Source organism: Lysinibacillus telephonicus, from assembly GCF_003966145.1.
Lineage (GTDB): Bacteria > Bacillota > Bacilli > Bacillales_A > Planococcaceae > Ureibacillus > Ureibacillus telephonicus.
The window spans coordinates 21,756-40,525 of record NZ_RXNR01000010.1 but is presented as its reverse complement, the minus strand read 5'-3'; the positions used below and the strand labels follow the sequence as shown (position 1 = coordinate 40,525).

General features: G+C 33.5%; 18 protein-coding genes. 13 read left to right on the top strand and 5 right to left on the bottom strand.

Translation table 11 applies throughout. The features are described 5' to 3' along the window. Positions 1-16: 16 nt before the first annotated feature. On the bottom strand, positions 17-364 hold the full coding sequence (locus EKG35_RS05040) for a DUF2500 domain-containing protein (RefSeq protein ID WP_126293343.1): 348 nt from the start codon (positions 362-364) through the stop codon (positions 17-19). Between the two features lie 394 nt (positions 365-758). On the opposite strand from EKG35_RS05040, the gene murB reads away from it, so the two are divergent. From murB to EKG35_RS21200, 9 genes are all read left to right on the top strand, one after another. Continuing rightward, positions 759-1,679 carry a UDP-N-acetylmuramate dehydrogenase gene (murB, locus tag EKG35_RS05035; RefSeq protein WP_126293341.1) on the top strand — a complete coding sequence of 307 codons (921 nt, stop codon included), beginning with the start codon at positions 759-761 and terminating at the stop codon, positions 1,677-1,679. A 59-nt stretch (positions 1,680-1,738) separates the two neighbouring features. Then, on the top strand, positions 1,739-2,500 hold the full coding sequence (locus EKG35_RS05030) for an exodeoxyribonuclease III (RefSeq protein ID WP_126293340.1): 762 nt from the start codon (positions 1,739-1,741) through the stop codon (positions 2,498-2,500). A gap of 271 nt (positions 2,501-2,771) precedes the next feature. Continuing rightward, entirely contained in the window at positions 2,772-5,192 is a 2,421-nt protein-coding gene (locus EKG35_RS05025; protein ID WP_126293338.1) for a penicillin acylase family protein, read from the top strand. A 461-nt stretch (positions 5,193-5,653) separates the two neighbouring features. Next, complete coding sequence (locus EKG35_RS05020; RefSeq protein ID WP_126293336.1) at positions 5,654-5,956, top strand: late competence development ComFB family protein; 303 nt, start codon at positions 5,654-5,656, stop codon at positions 5,954-5,956. Positions 5,957-6,069: 113 nt separating this feature from the next. Continuing rightward, positions 6,070-6,480 carry a transcriptional regulator MntR gene (mntR, locus tag EKG35_RS05015; protein WP_126293334.1) on the top strand — a complete coding sequence of 137 codons (411 nt, stop codon included), beginning with the start codon at positions 6,070-6,072 and terminating at the stop codon, positions 6,478-6,480. Between the two features lie 38 nt (positions 6,481-6,518). After that, positions 6,519-7,373: a CvfB family protein gene (locus EKG35_RS05010; protein WP_126293333.1), complete on the top strand. Its 855-nt coding sequence runs from the start codon at positions 6,519-6,521 to the stop codon at positions 7,371-7,373. A 245-nt stretch (positions 7,374-7,618) separates the two neighbouring features. Continuing rightward, positions 7,619-8,467 carry a DUF1002 domain-containing protein gene (locus EKG35_RS05005; protein ID WP_400195268.1) on the top strand — a complete coding sequence of 283 codons (849 nt, stop codon included), beginning with the start codon at positions 7,619-7,621 and terminating at the stop codon, positions 8,465-8,467. A gap of 87 nt (positions 8,468-8,554) precedes the next feature. Then, positions 8,555-8,836, top strand: coding sequence for a GNAT family N-acetyltransferase (locus EKG35_RS05000; protein ID WP_126293329.1), 282 nt, complete (start codon positions 8,555-8,557; stop codon positions 8,834-8,836). Positions 8,837-9,410: 574 nt separating this feature from the next. After that, positions 9,411-9,722, top strand: a complete 312-nt coding sequence (locus EKG35_RS21200) for a hypothetical protein (RefSeq protein ID WP_246020186.1) — start codon at positions 9,411-9,413, stop codon at positions 9,720-9,722. A gap of 113 nt (positions 9,723-9,835) precedes the next feature. On the opposite strand, the gene scpC is transcribed toward EKG35_RS21200, so the two are convergent. Both scpC and EKG35_RS04985 read right to left on the bottom strand, forming a co-directional pair. Continuing rightward, a complete protein-coding gene (gene scpC / locus EKG35_RS04990) occupies positions 9,836-11,356 on the bottom strand; it encodes a succinyl-CoA:acetate CoA-transferase ScpC (protein WP_126293327.1) in 1,521 nt (506 codons plus the stop codon). Positions 11,357-11,659: 303 nt separating this feature from the next. Then, positions 11,660-12,310: a LytTR family DNA-binding domain-containing protein gene (locus tag EKG35_RS04985; RefSeq protein ID WP_126293325.1), complete on the bottom strand. Its 651-nt coding sequence runs from the start codon at positions 12,308-12,310 to the stop codon at positions 11,660-11,662. 523 nt (positions 12,311-12,833) lie between these two features. Between EKG35_RS04985 and EKG35_RS04980 the strand changes: the two genes are divergently transcribed. The 3 genes from EKG35_RS04980 to EKG35_RS04970 all read left to right on the top strand — a co-directional run bounded on the left by EKG35_RS04980 (position 12,834) and on the right by EKG35_RS04970 (position 15,667). Beyond that, a complete protein-coding gene (locus EKG35_RS04980; RefSeq protein WP_126293323.1) occupies positions 12,834-13,628 on the top strand; it encodes a helix-turn-helix transcriptional regulator in 795 nt (264 codons plus the stop codon). 150 nt (positions 13,629-13,778) lie between these two features. Next, the gene (yidC, locus tag EKG35_RS04975; RefSeq protein ID WP_126293321.1) at positions 13,779-14,540 is read left to right on the top strand and encodes a membrane protein insertase YidC; all 762 of its coding nucleotides are present in this window, start codon (positions 13,779-13,781) and stop codon (positions 14,538-14,540) included. Between the two features lie 260 nt (positions 14,541-14,800). Further along, on the top strand, positions 14,801-15,667 hold the full coding sequence (locus EKG35_RS04970; RefSeq protein WP_126293320.1) for a M15 family metallopeptidase: 867 nt from the start codon (positions 14,801-14,803) through the stop codon (positions 15,665-15,667). A 56-nt stretch (positions 15,668-15,723) separates the two neighbouring features. On the opposite strand, the gene cls is transcribed toward EKG35_RS04970, so the two are convergent. Both cls and EKG35_RS04960 read right to left on the bottom strand, forming a co-directional pair. Beyond that, the gene (cls, locus tag EKG35_RS04965) at positions 15,724-17,178 is read right to left on the bottom strand and encodes a cardiolipin synthase (protein ID WP_126293408.1); all 1,455 of its coding nucleotides are present in this window, start codon (positions 17,176-17,178) and stop codon (positions 15,724-15,726) included. 102 nt (positions 17,179-17,280) lie between these two features. Further along, positions 17,281-18,087, bottom strand: a complete 807-nt coding sequence (locus tag EKG35_RS04960) for a YwqG family protein (RefSeq protein ID WP_185807646.1) — start codon at positions 18,085-18,087, stop codon at positions 17,281-17,283. A 499-nt stretch (positions 18,088-18,586) separates the two neighbouring features. Here EKG35_RS04960 and EKG35_RS21405 point away from each other — a divergent pair, with 499 nt between their 5' ends. Next, positions 18,587-18,718 (top strand): Lmo0850 family protein, encoded by a 132-nt coding sequence (locus EKG35_RS21405; protein ID WP_255502424.1) that lies wholly within the window; start codon positions 18,587-18,589, stop codon positions 18,716-18,718. The last annotated feature ends 52 nt before the right edge of the window (positions 18,719-18,770 follow it).

Sequence of the window (18,770 nt, the reverse complement as noted above, 5' to 3'; positions counted from 1 at the left end):
TTTAGAATTTTTGTTATTAACGGTTTCGCTCGAAGCCTTTTAATCGTGTTCCTTGGAAAGTAAGGAGTCCTAAATCTCCTTCTGCTAGCAGCCCATATTCTTTACCAGAAATTTCAAATTCTATACGATCCCCACTTTCAACTTCAAATGTTGAGTAATACCAAGTATGGGAATGTTCGCCGCGTACCTCCGTGCGTTTTGCAATAACCTGGGCAGGTACTGTCAAAACAGGAGAAGCATTATTTTTAACATTTTGCTTAATACCAGCAGTAAATTTCAACAATATACTTCCAAACACAATAATGGCAATAATTATTATAAATATTGGCACAAGGTTAAACATAATATCTTCGAAAAAAAACATTCTACATTCCCCCAGTTAACTATAAAAATTGTCGAAATGAATAAAAATGTATGGTAATTCATAAAATCTTTGAAGTAATGAATTTGTAATGGTGTACTGAAATTGTTCTTCTTTAGGTGCGAAATTCGACAATACTATTTTAAAAGATAAACTTTTATCTTCAAATACGTTTATTTCTATTTTTAGTTTCAACTTTTTCCCAATTTTTATATTAACATAAATTTATAATCATTTAACCTGCTGCTTTTTTTGTTTGGTAATGGAACATAAACGTTTAAAGAAGTCGAAAAATAGTCACAGGCTTGGTAAATAAAAAGATATGTATTACTTGTCAAAAAGCTTTGGATTATCCATACTAAGAAAGAGTATGAAGTAAGAAAGGAAATTTGCTTTTATGACAATTAAGCAATGGGCACAAGACTTAGCCAACATAGTTAATCCAAGTAATATTAAAATAAATGAATCTTTAAAAACATATACAATGACGAAACTTGGTGGTAAAGCCGATGTGTTTGTCTTACCAGAAACAGAAGAAGAAGCAACTGCAATTGTAAAGTATGCGCATGATCATAATGTTCCAATATTAATGTTAGGGAACGGCTCTAATATGGTGGTTCGTGACGGTGGGGTTCGTGGAATTGTAATCTGTTTTCAAAAGCTAGACCAGATTCACCTTGAAGGAACTCAAATTTATGCACAAGGTGGGGCATTAATTAAAGATGTTTCGAAGCTAGCAGCAGAAAATAGCTTAACAGGATTCGAATTTGCTTGTGGAATCCCGGGATCTGTTGGGGGAGCAATGGCAATGAATGCTGGCGCATATGGCGGTGAGATTAAGGATATTATTATAGATTCTACAGTTTTAACACAAGAAGGAGAAAAAATCGTATTAACTAAAGATGAGCTTGAGTTATCATACCGTCAAAGTATTATCGCAAAAAAAGGTTACTTTGTTCTTTCTTCTAGATTTGAACTTGAAAAGGGAAACCAACAAGATATTGATGAAAAAATTGCTGATTTAACATTTAAACGTGAATCAAAACAGCCTTTAGAATACCCTTCGGCAGGCAGTGTATTTAAACGTCCGTCAGGATACTTTGCAGGGAAGCTTATTCAAGATAGTGGATTGCAAGGAAAAGGTGTTGGAGATGCAGAAGTATCAACCAAGCATGCCGGTTTTATCATTAATAAGGGGAATGCCACAGCAACAGATTACATTGAGACCATTAATATGGTTAAGAGGGTTGTTAAAGAAAAATTTGATGTAGATCTTGAGCTTGAAGTAAAGATTGTTGGTGAAGATTTAACAAAATAAGTTTTTAAGGCGCCTTTTTATTTATGAAGGGCGCTTTGTATACATAGAGAGGGTCAAGTATGAAATTTGTATCGTGGAATGTAAACGGAATTAGGGCATGCGTGAACAAAGGATTTATTGATTACTTTAATGAAGTAGATGCCGATTTTTTCAGTATTCAAGAAACTAAATGTCAACAAGGTCAAATTGATTTGCCTTTTGAAGGTTATTATCAATATTGGAATTACGCGGAGAAAAAAGGCTATTCAGGTACGGCAATTTTTACAAAGCATAAGCCCTTATCTGTAAAATATGGGGTTGGCGATGATGAAAACGAAAAAGAAGGCCGTATTATTACTTTAGAATACGATAAGTTTTACTTAGTTAATGTTTATACACCAAACTCACAGCGAGATTTAGCACGACTTCCAATACGTTTACATTGGGAAGTAAACCTAATTGAGTATTTAAAACAGCTTGATAAAAAGAAGCCTGTTATTTATTGCGGGGACTTAAATGTTGCGCATGAGGATATCGATTTGAAAAATTTTAAATCTAATATTGGCAATTCTGGGTTTACCTTTGAAGAGCGAGGGAAAATGACAGAGCTGCTTCAATCTGGTTTTACCGATACATTTCGCCATCTCAATCCGGACACAACTGACGCTTATACATGGTGGTCTTACATGAATAAAGTTCGGGAGAGAAATATCGGTTGGAGAATTGACTATTTTATTGTTTCTAATCGACTAGTTGACTATATTCAGGCTGCTGACATCCACTCGCAAGTTTTAGGTAGCGATCATTGTCCAATCGTATTAGAATTAAAAGATGTGAAATGATAAAATCATCTAATGATGATACTTTATTTTATTTGAAAAATAAATGTATTATAGTAGGGAAATTGATCCTTGCTAACTTAAGAAATTATAAAATTTTTTGAAGAGTTCTAGTGCAAGCTACAGTCCCTTGTGGTCGAGGTGCTTCTTCGATGCTTAAGTGTCATACGAAATTAGTCATTCCGACCTGATATAGATATGGATTTTGTGCTTTCTCCAATTTGGGGCTAAGCAGGGCGCTTGCGCTTTTCTTAATGAGAGGGTGGAATAAAAGATGTCTACTGAAGCAGTAAAGAGAAAAAGTAGAAAAATAGTAGATTTGCTTATATGGATAATAGGCTTGGTTATTGTAGCAGGCGGACTAATAGTGGTTGGAATCCACTTTTACGTATCAAATTCTAAGCCAACAATAGAAGGAGAAGTAATTGTTTCTATATTAGATGATGATGTAATGGTAACTCGTGATGGGACAGGTGTTCCGCATATTGAAGCGAATTCTGATGCGGATTTATATCGCGCTCAAGGGTATGTACAAGCCCAGGACCGTCTTTTCCAAATGGATTTAGCTCGACGACAAGCCAGCGGTACTTTAGCAGAGGTTGTAGGTGAATCAGCTGTTGAATCTGATAAATTTTTCCGTACGTTTAGTTTAAGAAATGCAGCAGAAAAATCTTGGGAAGGATACAATGAGAATTCTAAACAAATTTTACAATGGTATGCTGAAGGCGTTAACGCATTTATTAACGAAGTAAAAGGCACTAGTAAACTTTCTTACGAGTTCAAACTATTAGGATATGAACCTGAAGAATGGACGCCAATTGATTCATTAACTATCGGAAAATATATGGCATATGATTTAGGCGGCAACTGGAGTCTTCAAGCCTTTAACCATTGGGCATTACAAAACTTTACAGAAGAACAAGTTAAAGAGCTAATTATTAATTATCCAGAAGATGCAAAAACAATTATTGAAGCAAACTTGGAAAATCCGATAGAAGTTGCTGGAGCTTTTAATACTGATTTGTTGCCAAATGAATTTAATGGCAGCAATAACTGGGTAGTCTCTGGTGAGAGAACAGAAAGTGGAAAGCCGTTGCTTGCAGATGATCCGCATTTAGGATTAGGTACTCCTTCTATCTGGTATCAAATGCATTTACAATCGCCAGAGCAAAATGTAAGTGGAGTAATATTCCCTGGAGTTCCTGGTATTATATTGGGGCATAATGAAAAAATCGCTTGGGGTGTAACAAATGTTGGACCAGACGTTCAAGACTTGTATATTGAAACACCGAACCCAGATAATCCAACTCAATTTAAGTATGATGGTAAATGGGAGCAAGCCGAAGTTCGTAAAGAACCGATAAAAATAAAAGGCGGTAAAACAATTGATTATGAAGTGGTTGTAACCCGCCATGGCCCTGTAATCTCAGATTTTGTATTTGAAGAAGAACAACCAACTGCTGTATTTTCAATGCAATGGACAGCTCTAGAGTCAACACAAGAGTTGCAAGCAGTTATTGGATATAACAAGGCAAGTAATTGGGAAGAGTTTGAAAAGGCATTAGAGGATTTTAAAGCACCTGCTCAAAACTTCGTATTTGCTTCAACTGATGGTACAATTGCCTACAAAGCAAACGGTAATATCCCGATTCGCAAGGCTGGCGACGGGCAGTTCCCTGTACCAGGAGATTCTTCTGAGTATGGTTGGGAAGGTTATATACCATATGAAGAACTTCCAACAGTCATTAATCCAGAAGAAGGATATATTGTAACAGCAAATAACAAAATTATAGGTGACGAATACCCTTATCATATTACAAATTACTGGGCGCCGCCTTATCGTTATGAACGGATTGTTGAGATGATTGAATCTGTTAAAAAAGGCCAAACAGATGAAGATGGTGAAGTAATTGAAGGCTTAACTGTTGGTGACATGCAAGGAATGCAATCAGATAAGAAAAACTTACAGGCAGAAGAGTTTTTACCACATATTTTAACATCTATTAAGAAGATGGATAGTGAAGGGAAATATGAGGATATTGTGAAACTTCTTGAAGAGTGGGAGTTATTTGATAACAAGGATGAAGGTGCTCCTTTAGTTTTCAATTTACTAATGACGGAAATTCAAGATACACTATTTGAAGATGCGATGCCTGAAGATGTATATGAAATGATGCCTGGAAAATTCCAAATTACAGATCAGTTATTACGTGATGCATATGCAGGAAATGAAGGGGTTTGGGTATCCGAAGCAGGCGGTGTAGACGAGCTAGTCTATCATTCATTTGAAACAACAATTGCAGAAATCACTAAAAAGTATGGTGCGAAAGTTTCAAAATGGACTTGGGGCAGCTACAACAAACTAACTTTTGACCATCCATTATCAGGAGTTTCAGAATACTTAGCAACTTATTTAAACCCAGAAAAGCTGTCTGTAGGTGGTTCTAAGGTGACTGTTCAAGCTGCATCAGAAGATGGTGAAGGAAATGTTAATCATGGTGCTTCATGGAGATTTGTAGCGGATTTAAGTGATTTATCTAGTGCCTACCATATGGTTGCACCTGGCCAAAGTGGACATGTTAAATCGAAATGGTACGATAACCAAATTTCTAATTGGGTATATGGTCGATATCATGAAACAAATATTGATGGCGACCTTAATACGAAGTACGAACTTCAATTAAAAGCTGAATAAGTTTTAAAGGTAAAGCAACTGAATATAAAGTAAAAGGAGCCGTCCCCAAAGACATTTAGGGGCGGCTCTTTTGTGATGAGTATGACTCTTCTGAGAGGAGGATGCATCAAATAAATAATAATTTCTATTTATATCTACTAAAAAATTGTAGGTGTGTTTAAGAATTATTACTTGCTGGGCGGCTTCTTTTTTTATTAAGTTTTAAAACTAAACTCCTTTCACCTCAGTTAAAAGTTACTAATTGTATGAAAATATACTTATTTAAAATATCCCATCACTACTTATTGGGTATACTGTTAATTTATGGTGTGATACTTTTTGTGCATATAAACTTAATTTCAATTCATAGGTAAAATGTATGTTTTATGACCTCTATACCTATTGATAACCTAGATAATATAAGTTACGATTAGCAAGTAATTAATTTAGCAATAATAAAGATTAGGTAGGCGAAATCATATATGTCAAAACCATTTTTAGTAAATGTAACAGAAGAAATTGTTAATGGCCTTGTAAAGTTTCTATTATATGGAACAGAGTATCAAACTTTTTGTCATTGTGATTATTGTGAAAAGGAAATTGCCGCCGACGTCTTAAATCAATTACCGTCTTATTATGTATCAACAGCTGAAGCGAGAGATCAAGCGTTCAGAAAACTTAAATCACCTGAAAATATTGAAATGATAAATAAACAAATTATTTTATCGATTCATGCAGTAGGCAAAAAACCAGATCATAAAAAGATGTCCAACTTGTCTAATTGACTTGTTGGGCATTTTGACTTTAATACATACCTATTTGTTTATTGTTTTAAGTTACCTTTTCATAGAGGATGTAGTAAAATTAAACTGATATTTTAAATGTGAGGAGACTTGTTATGCCAACACCTAGTATGGAGGATCATATCGAGCAAATTTATTTGTTAATTGAAAATAAAGGATATGCGAGGGTGTCTGACATAGCTGAAGCATTATCTGTTCTTCCTTCCTCCGTAACAAAAATGGTTCAAAAATTAGATAAAGACGGATATTTAGTATATGAAAAATATAGAGGGCTAACACTAACATCAAAAGGTGAAAAGCTAGGAAAACGTCTAGTGAAAAGACATGAATTGCTAGAACAATTTTTACGTCTAATCGGCGTAGATGAAGGACGAATTTACGAGGATGTTGAAGGTATTGAGCACCACTTAAGCTGGAATTCAATTGATCGAATTGCAGATTTAGTGCAACTTTTAGAAGAAAATGAGCACTTAGTAAAAAAACTCGAAGAAATGAAAGAACAATAACACAATGAAAAATTAGTAAGCTGAAAGGAAAGACGAAATTGAGCGAATTAAAATCAGGTGAAGTTCATGAGTTAACAGTACTTGAAGAGCAAGTTTCAAAATGGATATTGACAAACGGTGTATTGGAAATTCCTTTGAATAGCTCTGAGGTACAACAACCTCTTACTATCGGTGATCGTATAAAAGTTTTCCTTTATGCAGATCGACGTGGAAATTTGCAGGCGACAACAGCAATACCACAAATATTACAAGGTGAATATGGCTGGGCGCGGGTTATAAAGGTGACAAAAGAGGGCACATTCGTTGATATTGGTTCTTCAAGAGAGGTATTGGTAAAAGAAGAAGATTTACCACCTTTAAGGGAATTATGGCCCCAAGTAGGAGACCACTTATATATGACGCTTCGTACTGACCGTAATGGAGATTTATTTGGCCGTTTAGTAACAGAAGAAAAGGTAAATGAACTTTACGAGGGTGCTCTTGAAGATATGCATAATAAAAACATAAAAGCGCGACCTTACCGTTTATTGCCAGTAGGCTCTTTCTTGCTAGGTACAGAAACTCCTTATCGAATTTTTGTCCATAATACTGAAATGGAGCAAGAGCCTAGACTTGGTCAAGAAGTAGACGTTCGAGTTATTGCAGTGAAGGAAGATGGATCTTTAAATGGCTCGATGCTTCCCCGTAAGCACGAACGTTTAGGGAAAGATGCTGAACAAATATACGACTATTTACAAAGCGTTGGGGGAAAAATGCCATTCGGTGATAAATCAACGCCTGAAGAAATTTCAGAAATGTTCCATATGAGTAAAGGTGCATTTAAACGTGCCCTAGGTACATTGATGAGAAATGGTAAAGTAAAGCAACAAGATGGATGGACTGAAATTTTATAGTACTTAGGTTGAGTAAAGCTGTGACTATTTTGATTGTCACAGCTTAATTTTTCGCTATATTATTTTCTTGGGGCTCAATCTTTGTGCAACTTGTTTTGGAACCTTTTGCTTTTTTTTACGTATTAATTGAATGAACAAATCATAAAATTTGAGGATTTGTTTTGAAAGGAGAGATAACAATGAAACGTAAAGGGTTTTCAATGTTTATATCTTTATTAAGTGTAGTTTTTTTATTGCTTCTTCCAATGAATGCTTTAGCAGCAGAAGGCAGTGTTAAAGCAATAAACGAAAAATTAGGAGTGCCGATTGTTGTTTATGGTGGAAATCTTTCTGAAGAAGAAAAAGAGACTGTTAAAGATGCCTTGCAATTAGAAAAAGAACCTGAAGTTGATGAAATTACAGTAACTGGTGAAGATTTAGTTAAGTATATAAAAAATAGTAATTCTAGTTCACGTATGTACTCTTCAGCAAAAATTACTCGTGAAGAAGAGGGATCGGGACTAGTTATTAGCATTGTAACACCTGAAAATATTACAGAGGTTACATCAGAGATGTATGCAAATGCAATGCTTACGGCAGGTATTGAAGATGCAAGCGTTGAAATCGCGGCTCCAAAGCCTGTAACTGGCCATTCAGCGCTTGTAGGGATTTATAAAGCATATGAAGTGAAAACTGGGGAAACATTAGATATTGAGAGAACAGATGTAGCGAATGATGAATTATCTGTAGCTACACAAATTGCTGAAAATGCAAATGTTACTGATGAACAAATTGCTGAATTATTAACAGGTATTAAGCAGCAAATTGCAGAACTAAATCCTGCTACAAAAGAAGAAGTAGAACAGATTGTACAAGATCAATTATCAAAGTTAAACATTGAGTTAAGTGAACAAGACCGTCAATTACTTGTTGATTTAATGAATCGTATAAGCCAGTTGGATATCGACTTTTCGAAGCTATCCGATCAGTTATCCGATTTAACAACTAAATTTGAAGAGAAATTTGGCGACATTCTTCAAGATGAAGGATTTTGGAGTAGTGTGAAAGATTTCTTCAATAAATTAATTGATACCATTTCATCTTGGTTCAAATAATGCTGCATATGGCGATGTAGAAAAAAGCAAATGAATTAAAATAAAAATTAAGATATGTTATATTAGTAGGAAATGGGAGGGATGAAAATGGAGTTTAAATTATCGGAGAGAAGTCCAAATCATTTTGCTTTCGAATATGAGAAAGACGGGGAAAAATTAGCGGAAATTGAGTGGACTCAGCATGATCGTGTTATGGACATGACTCATACTTACGTTTCTGATGCATTGCGCGGACAAGGGGTAGCAAAAAAGCTGTTAGATAGAGCTGCTGACTATGCTAGAGAAAATCAATATAAAATGAATGGAATATGTTCTTACGTTGTATCAGCGTTTGAAAAAAGCGATGCGTACGATGATGTAAAAGCATAAAAAATAGGCAATCAAATTGTTATCTAGAACAATTTGATTGCCTTTTGTATTAAGTAAAAAATTATAATTTGCTTATGTTGAGTAATCAATATGGTGGCATTTTACCAGAATCTACTGCTGAGGGTGTCTTTAATAAAGATTAGAAAAAACATAAATAAGTGTAGTTAGAATGATTGATGCGACGGCTATTGAGGTAACTTCTTTCCAATCATAAGTGAAATCATAATTATTCATACAATTCTTCCTCTCCTTTTATCGCTATAATGTTTAACTCTTACTTCTGTTAATGCAGGTACATAGATTTATTTAATTGTTGCCATTCATAGAGTGTAAAATAGAACAGTAATATAAGGTTATTCATCTATTAACTAAAGTATTCATAATATAATAATAATTTTTTGATAAAAAATTAGACAATAAAGAACAAAAAGCAATATTATGTAAAAATTTTTGATTTTGTGTCTAAATTCATTATAGTTGCCATATTTTAAAAGGTTCATTCTTTCATGAAATAAGTTTGAAAATCATTATTAAGGGCAAAATAATGCATACAAACATTTTGGAGGGATTATGTATGGCCAAATTGAAAGGGAAAGGTGTAGTGGCAACAGCATTAGTTGCAGGAGCTGCTTCATTTTTAAGTAAGAAAAGGAACCGTGATCAAGTGATGAAGCTATTTAAAAATATGCAGATGAAAGCAAGTTCGTTTTTAGGATCTCAGCAGCAACAAAATTCCGGAATGAAATACAATTCTTTGAAGGAAATCGCCGAAACAGGCGCAGGGTCAACAAGTACTAAAATTCGTGAAAATAACTTCATCGGAGAAGGTGGAGGACAAACGGCATTAGCTTATTATAATGAAAGCAACCAACACCAAGTACATTAGAGTTTAAAATGTCCAAAAAGGTAACGTAATGGACATCGATAATATGGTAGTTCGACCAATAAATAATAAAAGAGGAGCTGTTCAGAATATTTCTGAACAGCTCCTTATTTTTATTAAACGTTTGAAGTTTCTTTTTTCATTGTTTTATTTTTAGCAAGGTTTACATGCCAAGAAAGTGCTTCCTCTAAGATATGAGGAGTTTGTGCATTACCAGTAGCTTCTACAGCACGGTTGTAGTAATCCCATAATTGTTCTTTGAAATCAGGGTGTGCACAGTTTTCAATAATTAATGCTGCACGTTCTTTTGGAGCTAGTCCACGTAAGTCAGCAATACCTTGTTCAGTTACGATTACGTCAACGTCATGCTCTGTATGGTCTACGTGAGATACCATTGGAACGATAGATGAAATTGCTCCACCTTTTGCATAAGATTTTGTTACGAAAATTCCTAGACGAGCGTTACGAGCAAAGTCTCCAGAACCACCGATACCGTTCATCATTTTTGTACCGCTAACATGTGTAGAGTTTACGTTTCCGTAAATATCTAACTCTAGTGCAGTGTTGATAGAAATTAAACCGAGACGACGGATTACTTCTGGGTGGTTTGAAATCTCTTGTGGACGTAAAACTAATTTATCAGCATATTTTTCAAGGTTGCCGTAGACTTTTTTCTGTAATTCTTCAGAAATTGTAATAGATGTTGCAGCTGCAAAGCTTACTTTACCAGCATCGATTAAGTTAAATACTGCATCTTGAAGCACTTCAGATGCTACTACTAAATCTTCGAATTCAGAGTCTGCAAAGCCATCTAATACTGCGTTTGCTACAGAACCAACACCAGATTGTAATGGCATTAATTTATTTGTTAAACGACCAGCTTTAATTTCAGAACGGAAGAAATCAAGTAAAATGTTAGCCATTGTTTGAGTCTCTTCGTCTGGTGGTACGATTAATGAAGGAGCATCTGGCTCTTCAGAAATAACAATTGCTTTAATTTTCGCAGGATCTACTTTAATACCAATTTCACCAATGCGTTTTTTAGCATCTGTCATTGGAATTGGTTCACGTTGTCCTTGTGGTGCAGGAACATAAATATCGTGAATTCCGATAAGGCTCTCTGGGTGAGAGATATTTAATTCAACAATAATATTTTCCGCGTACTCAGCAAAAACTGGTGAGTTACCTACAGAAGTTGTAGGAATAATTAATCCATCTTCAGTAATCGCAGCAGCTTCCACAATTAAATATTTAATAGGGCCAATAATACCTTGGCGAACTAATTCAGCATTATGAGATAGGTGAGCATCTACATATAAAACATCACCAGAGTTAATTTTGTTACGAATGCCTGGGTCTGCAATGAAAGGTCCTCGTTTACGAATAACCCCTTCTTCAGCTAAATACTTATCTACTTCTGGACCTAGTGATGCACCAGTGTAAATGTCAATTTTGAATTTTTCGTTTTTAGCACGTTCTACTAATGCCATTGGTACAACTTTTGCATCTCCAGCACGTGTAAAACCACTCATTGCAACTACATCGCCATCAGTAATAAGTTTTGCAGCTTCTTCAGCAGATACAACTTTATTTGTTAATTGTTTTAATCCTAAACGTTTCTCAACTCTTGGATCCATTAAAAATCCTCCCCCTAAATTTGGATGGTCAAAATAAATAAAGAGAAAATTATGTAGAATTTTCTGTACATTCATGTGAGCTAATACTCAATGTGCATAAATAATAATAACACCAAATTGTCACAAAATCTTCATGAAATGCATGAAAGTGCTTAAAAAAGTATTTTTCGAGAAAAAAATGTAATATTCGATAAAATGCGATTGATAACAAAGATAAAACCACAAGATTTCCATGCATAAAAATACAAGACGACCTTTGCAAATAGTACAAAGGTCGTCTTATAATGAAAAGTTAAATTGAATTTAAAATCCTAGCGAACGTCGGAAATAGCTTGCATATCTTTGGCTGACAGGGATCCTTGTTCCATCTTTCATAATTAAAAGGAATGTCGAATGTGAATCAGGTTGAATTTCATCGATAAAGTCAATGTTCACAATATATGAGCGATGACAACGGATAAATGAATCTGATGCTAAGAATAGTTCTAAATCGCTAAGATTTAAACGGTGATAGCCTTCTCGGTGCATGGTTTTAACAAATGTTTTACGAAGCTGTGTTTCAAGATAAATAACTTGATTATGTTTAATTGGATACCAGCAATCATCAATTTTAATTGTGATGTAATTAGTTAAAAATGGTGATGGTTTTTGAGGGAAGATAGCTGTGATTGCTCCCTTAGTTTCGCCTTCTTCGATTAAGGGAATACTCATTCCATAATAAGGGACACCGAATACATCAGGCTCTATATATGAACTAATTTTTTGGCCGTATGTAAGGGCTTTATAAGCTGCAGATCCTTCTTTTACTGGGTCTCCAGGTTTAATTTTTAAATCTACTTTTTTGCTTGGTTGATAATACAAATATTCTTCTTTATCGGAAATAGCAATAGATGTATTTTCTGGGAAGAAATCTTTTATTATATCCATAATTTCTTCAATTTGTTTTGGATCCACTTTAATTCACCTCATTTTGTATACATTTTTATATTATATATATCATATATTTTACTACATATTAAAACAAATAAAATAGAGAAGATTATTGAATAAATAAGGAATTTTCAGCTAGTAAGAAAAAAATCTCCTTAATTTTGTCACTTTTTCAGATGAACGCTAATCATAGTATACCTTATATTACCGAAATAATTTGTGTACTAATATAATAATTATATTTTTCATAGTGTTTATGTTGCTTATTATCCCTTGTATTTTCAACATAAAATCAAGTTGAAAAAAAATGAAATTATGGTAATATTCACATTAGTTAACAATGATTAATGCTTTATTCTCATTTATTTATAAATTTTAAATTAATTTTTTAGCATAATATACTCAATATGACATGTATTTCATCTCTAAAATATAAATAAAAGCTATATTCGAATTTTATTTTAGGTTATATTAGTGTAGTAGATGTTAATTATTGTAATTGAAATTAATTATGCGAATTGCATTCTGAAGAAAGATGGGGTAATCTATGCAGCTACATCAACATTCAATATCTGAAACAATTTCTAAAAGATACTTTCAAGAAATTGATAATATAAATCAATATAACGGGGTCGAGGATTTTTTTAATATTGAATCAAAGCTGTTATTTGAGATATTCCACTTAGAGGCAGCAAAAGCGAAAAAATCCCTGCACGAGATTATTGATATTCTTTCGATACGTTTCGGTAAACAAGTGATAAAGGTTGTACGAAATTACTTTGTTATTTTATCCTCAATTGTCGCGCGAAAATTATTGGATAATCAAGTACCCTCTAAGAAAGCGTTTGCTTTCAATTTAGCTTGTGCAGATATGATTGAAAACAAAATGAAGGATGCAGAGTTTCTCCAATTTGCGGATGATTTAATTGACTTTTATGTGTATTTTATTGCTGACCGAAAGCAGCCGACATTTAGACATCAAACAGTAAATAAAGTGATAATGTACATAAACGATGAACTAGAAAATGATTTAACTGTAGAGAGCATTGCTCAAAAATTCCACATAAGCACTAGCCATTTATCACGTATATTTAGAGAGCATGTAGGAATAACTTTAGTTGAATATTTAAATGTGAGAAGAGTGGAAGAATCACAATATTATTTAAGACATACGAATAAAAGCATTACATCTATCTCAGAACAATTCCATTTCTGCAACCAAAGTTACTTTACTAGAATTTTTAAGAAGTATACTGGTGTTACGCCAAAGCATTTTAGAGATGAATTACATCACGAATTTTACCGATTTGAAATTTCTGAAGATGAGTATGAAAAAGTATAATATTAATTAGATACAGTTGGCATTCTATGTGCCAACTGTATTTCGCTTCAAATGGCTTTAAACTGTAATCAAAATGGTCGCTGCAATTTGATATTAACAAACTTATTAAGGTATACTTCAACTTAGTTAAATAATATAGTAGGTGGAAAAATGAAAAAACTGAAGCTATTTTCGATGCTTGGCTTGTTGTTGCTTGTTCTAACTGGATGTCAAGCGGTTGAAAATCAAGAAGGATTCTTTTATAGTACATTTGTTAAACCGATGAATTGGTTACTAGACTTTTTAGGAAATGACTTATTTAACGGCAGCTATGGATTAGCAATTATCGCAATCACAGTAGTAATTCGATTAATTTTAATGCCATTTATGTTGAAGAATTATCGTCAACAGTCGTTAATGAAATCAAAAATGGATGTCGTTAAACCGAAAATGGACGAGATTCAACAAAGATTAAAAGCAGCTAGTACGAAAGAAGAGCAAATGGCAATTCAGCAGGAAATGATGACATTGTACCGTGAAAATGGCATTAATCCTTTAAATATGGGCTGTTTACCAATTATTATTCAAATGCCAATCATCATGGGTCTATACTTTGCAATTTTATATTCTGGGGATGTTAAGACACATGAATTTTTATGGTTCAATTTAGGTACACCTGATATTTTAATGACGATTATAGCTGGTATTGTGTATTTCATCCAAGCGAAAGTATCTTTATGGACTGTTCCAGAATCACAAAAAGCTCAAATGAAGTTAATGATTTATATTTCTCCAATTATGATTGTATTTATTTCATTTTCATCGATGGCAGCCCTGCCACTTTATTGGTCAGTCAGCGGTCTGTTATTGATCATCCAAACGTATATTGGAAGAAAGTATTATTCAGAGCATCCTGCACAACCTTCAAAATAATAGTTGAATTTAGGGGGGGCTGTCCAGAAAGTAAAATTTCTGAACAGCCTCTCAAATTTATTTAATTAGATTGACCTGCCATAGTATCCGTATACTTGCTGTAAAAGGACCGTCCCAAAAATGGTTTTCGGACGGTCTCTTTATTTGCTAATTGCTAAATTATTAAACTAGTAAAGTTCCAAAATTTTATGATAAATAAGAGGTAAAACTTAGAAAACAATGCTAAAATAATATCATTGCTAAGGAAAGAGGCTAGGCTTATGACAGGACCTATATTAAACAACAAGAAAAAAAATAAAAGTAAATATATAATAATCGCGATAGTTTCAATTGTTTTATTAATTGCAATTATTGTAATAGCCACTATAGTGAATGATCCAAAAAAAGAAACAGAAGAACAATCAAAACCCAATGAAGCAATTGAGCAAAATATAGACAAAGAAAAACAAGAAACTGAAGAAGAAGTTTCTATAGACAATAAACAGGAGCAACAGGATGAGCCTACTACACCTGTTGAAGAGGATCCTGTACAAGAAACAGAGCAGCCTAAAACGAATGAAGGAAATACAACAGTTGGTGGATATATCGAAGGGCAACCAGAACCAACAGAACCAACGTATATAGACGGAGTGCTAATTGCAAACAAAAAGCACCCACTTCCGAGTAATTTTGCTCCAGGGGAAAATAAGGAAGCAAGAGCTGCATTTGAAGACATGGCGCAAGATGCAAAAGCTGCTGGATTTGAATTAGTGGCTTTCAGTACATACCGCTCTTACGAATATCAAGAAACACTTTATAATAACTATGTTAGTCGTGATGGGAAAGAAAATGCAGACCGCTACAGTGCAAGACCAGGTTATTCTGAGCATCAGACAGGTTTAGCATTTGATATTGGAGAAAAAGGCAAGGAAGATTTATGGCTCACAAGTGAATTTGGCGAAACAGCTGCAGGCAAGTGGCTAGTCGAAAATGCACATAAATATGGATTCATACTACGCTATCCAGAAGGGAAAGAAAACATTACCGGTTATATGTATGAATCATGGCATTTCCGATACTTGGGTGTTGAATTAGCAACAAAAGTGAAGGCATCAAATTTAACGTTAGAAGAATATTTGGGAATTTAATAAAAAAGAAGCCGTCTCACAACTGAGGCGGCTTCTTTTTTGGAATAAATAACAATTTATAATATCGGTGAAAGCAATCTCGAAATAGATTCTTTAAATTTTATTACATTGGAACGATTTTCATAATTTTCAAGGGTTAATTCGGTACAATCAAACATATCCTTTTCGAAAATCTCGGCTAGTTCATGTGAAATTGTTTCATCATAAATAAAAGCATTTACTTCAAAATTTAAACTGAAGCTGCGGACGTCAATATTAGCTGTTCCAACCGTTGAAGCTTCGTCATCAATAACGATTGTTTTCGCATGTATAAATCCTTTTTCGTAAATATAGACTTTAGCTCCTGCTTTTAATAATTGCCCTACATAGGAATATGTGGCCCAATAAACAAACATATGGTCAGGTTTATTAGGAATCATGATTCGAACATCAATTCCAGATAATGCAGCAATTTCTATCGCATTTAAAAAACTATAATCCGGAATGAAATAAGGCGTTTGAATGTAAATATAACGTTTGGCGCTCATTAATAATTTCAAATAACCATTTTTTATTGTAGGCCAGTCTGTATCTGGTCCGCTTGAAACAATTTGCATAGCGACATCCCCTTTTTTAGGGATTGCAGGGAAATAGCGATCCGAATAATCGATATTGTTATCGCTGGCTTGATTCCAATCGAGTAAGAATCTAGTTTGCAAAGGGTGTACAGAACTACCTTCAATTCTTATATGAGTATCCCGCCAATATCCAAATTTTTTGTTTAACCCTAAATACTCATCTCCGACATTAAATCCACCTATATATCCAATGCGTCCATCAATAATTACAATTTTGCGATGGTTTCTAAAGTTTAGTCGAGGATTAAAGAGTGGTAGAATGGATGGGAAAAATACTTCGACTTCTCCTCCTAATTCTAGAAGCTCTTTAAAGTTTCTTTTTTTAAGGCTGCGTGACCCCATTTCATCATATAAAACTCTTACTTTGACTCCTTGTTTGGCTTTTTTCTTAAGAGCTGTATAGATACGTCCCCCGAGGTTATCAAGTTTAAAAATATAGTACTGAATGTGTATATGATCTTTTGCGTTTAAAATGTCCTCGATTAATGTTTCAAATTTCTTTGATCCCTCATCGAATATTCGAATTTGATTATCCTGAGTTAAAACTGAATCACCTGTTTTTAAATTCATGTGGATTAGGTTTTTATATTTTTCAACATCATCTGTGTTAAACTCGAGCACATTGCTTTCGAGGGCTTCAATTTGATAAGAAATTAATTTATCAATCCCAATATCTTTTTGTCCTTCCCATCTAAATAAGTGCTTTTTTCGTATCGGTCGACCGAGCAATAAATACAAAATAAATCCAGCTAGAGGAAGGAAAAATAATACAAGAATCCAAGCCCAAGTTGAGGAAGGGTCCTTTCTTTCTAAAAAGATGATTGTAATAGCCAATATAATATTTAAAACTAAAAAATAAGGAAAGGGTGATTCAGTGATATTTAGGAGACTCAAATCAGTAATAAATAGGAGACTCAATTTAATATCACCTACTTTGTTTTTGTTATGTTATTTATTATAGCTTATTTAAACGAAGGAAAGGAGTTTTAAAAAATGTTAATATTGTTCCCCGTGGAAATATATGTTTGAAAAATTAAGATTAATTAAATCTTCCTTACTAATGAAAAACTTCAATATACCTGTATCTCCGTACATTATTCCTTGCTCGTCGTTAGAAACAATTTGTAATAATAATGTGTCGTACTTTCTTAAAAATGAAGAGTCCTTTCTTTTGTCGCTGTTAATAAAATAAGGATATCCTCCAATCTTATGTTCCGCTGCCAAATACTTTTCAAAATAAATATCTTCCAATGTTCTTTCATCTTCACTAATAACTCCAAAACTTGAAAGAGGTAAATATTTTTCAACTCGATAATCAGTCGCTGATACTGGTTCAACTCGATTAGTAAATGTCAAAGCCATCTCGTTTTGAATAATTGGAAAAACTTCATTCGAACTGGACTTTAAAAAAGTAAAGTCGGTTGTTAATTGATCTTCTGGTAACACTGTTGCATAGTAACGGATTTTAAAATATTGTTGAAATAAAAATTCTTGAACTTGATTTTCAAAATAGCATACACTTTTTGATACAAATATTTGCATTATTCCTTGTGAAGGAAATGGAAACATCAATGGTGCTTTGGCAAAATTGATTTGGGCTAACAAATACATATAATCTCCGTCGGGGTCCTTTGGGTAATTTTGCATTTTAGGCAAATAGGGGTTTCCAGCAAATTTGCTTTCTGAAAGAGAAGTTATACGATGGTATGGAATAATTAATGAAGTATTCAATAAAGAGGGCTCTAATTTATTTCGAAAGCATTCTAATTGATGTGGCAATTCAAAAAATCTTTCAAATTCCAACGTAATTCCTCCAACTAATTTTACGTATTGTCCAAAAGGAAACATCTCTTCATGTAACTTAGTTTCTACGTATTTTTAATTATTAAACATTTCCCCTAAGAGTTGCTGCGTAAATTAATATACGCGGTGCAGTTTACTTTCATGTTCAGTATTTAAAAGATATTTTGAATTTAAGAAAGGTTAAAAAATAATACAAAAAATGGATAATTGGTCAGTCGAAGTCATATAATAACTTGGTGAGAAATTTTTTTGATTAAACTTTAAAAATATTGACCATTCTTATTTTAGAGTTATCAATGAACTGAAAATCAAATAATTGGATAAAATTTATAATGCAATTTAGTTGACATTTGCAAAGTTGTAACATAATTGAAAAATTTATTTACTTTAAAACATGATATGATATAGTTAGATAACTTGTCAGACCTCTTATCGGTTGAAACTTTATTACTGTTTAAACGTTATAAATAATATATATATCGGAAGGTTAGGTGGAAGCATGACGAAGGAAGTAGACTTAAAGAAAATCGTTTCGAATTTATCTAAGTTAGGTGTTACTGCAACAGTTACAAAGTCACGTCTGGAATTACTCAAAGTATTAACACCACCAACTCAAACTCCACAAGTATAAAATTTTATTTTTAGTATAAACAAATTAAAAGCTCTCGACTCATATAAAGTCG

Bases quoted from the DNA above. Each gene is read 5' to 3' on its own strand.
- mntR (WP_126293334.1), top strand. From the start codon at position 6,070: ATGCCAACACCTAGTATGGAGGATCATATCGAGCAAATTTATTTGTTA.
- EKG35_RS21200 (WP_246020186.1), top strand. From the start codon at position 9,411: ATGGCCAAATTGAAAGGGAAAGGTGTAGTGGCAACAGCATTAGTTGCA.
- EKG35_RS05040 (WP_126293343.1), bottom strand. From the start codon at position 364: ATGTTTTTTTTCGAAGATATTATGTTTAACCTTGTGCCAATATTTATA.
- EKG35_RS04980 (WP_126293323.1), top strand. From the start codon at position 12,834: ATGCAGCTACATCAACATTCAATATCTGAAACAATTTCTAAAAGATAC.
- scpC (WP_126293327.1), bottom strand. From the start codon at position 11,356: ATGGATCCAAGAGTTGAGAAACGTTTAGGATTAAAACAATTAACAAAT.
- murB (WP_126293341.1), top strand. From the start codon at position 759: ATGACAATTAAGCAATGGGCACAAGACTTAGCCAACATAGTTAATCCA.
- EKG35_RS05020 (WP_126293336.1), top strand. From the start codon at position 5,654: ATGTCAAAACCATTTTTAGTAAATGTAACAGAAGAAATTGTTAATGGC.
- EKG35_RS05030 (WP_126293340.1), top strand. From the start codon at position 1,739: ATGAAATTTGTATCGTGGAATGTAAACGGAATTAGGGCATGCGTGAAC.
- EKG35_RS05005 (WP_400195268.1), top strand. From the start codon at position 7,619: ATGAATGCTTTAGCAGCAGAAGGCAGTGTTAAAGCAATAAACGAAAAA.
- yidC (WP_126293321.1), top strand. From the start codon at position 13,779: ATGAAAAAACTGAAGCTATTTTCGATGCTTGGCTTGTTGTTGCTTGTT.
- EKG35_RS04970 (WP_126293320.1), top strand. From the start codon at position 14,801: ATGACAGGACCTATATTAAACAACAAGAAAAAAAATAAAAGTAAATAT.
- EKG35_RS21405 (WP_255502424.1), top strand. From the start codon at position 18,587: ATGACGAAGGAAGTAGACTTAAAGAAAATCGTTTCGAATTTATCTAAG.
- EKG35_RS05025 (WP_126293338.1), top strand. From the start codon at position 2,772: ATGTCTACTGAAGCAGTAAAGAGAAAAAGTAGAAAAATAGTAGATTTG.
- EKG35_RS05000 (WP_126293329.1), top strand. From the start codon at position 8,555: ATGGAGTTTAAATTATCGGAGAGAAGTCCAAATCATTTTGCTTTCGAA.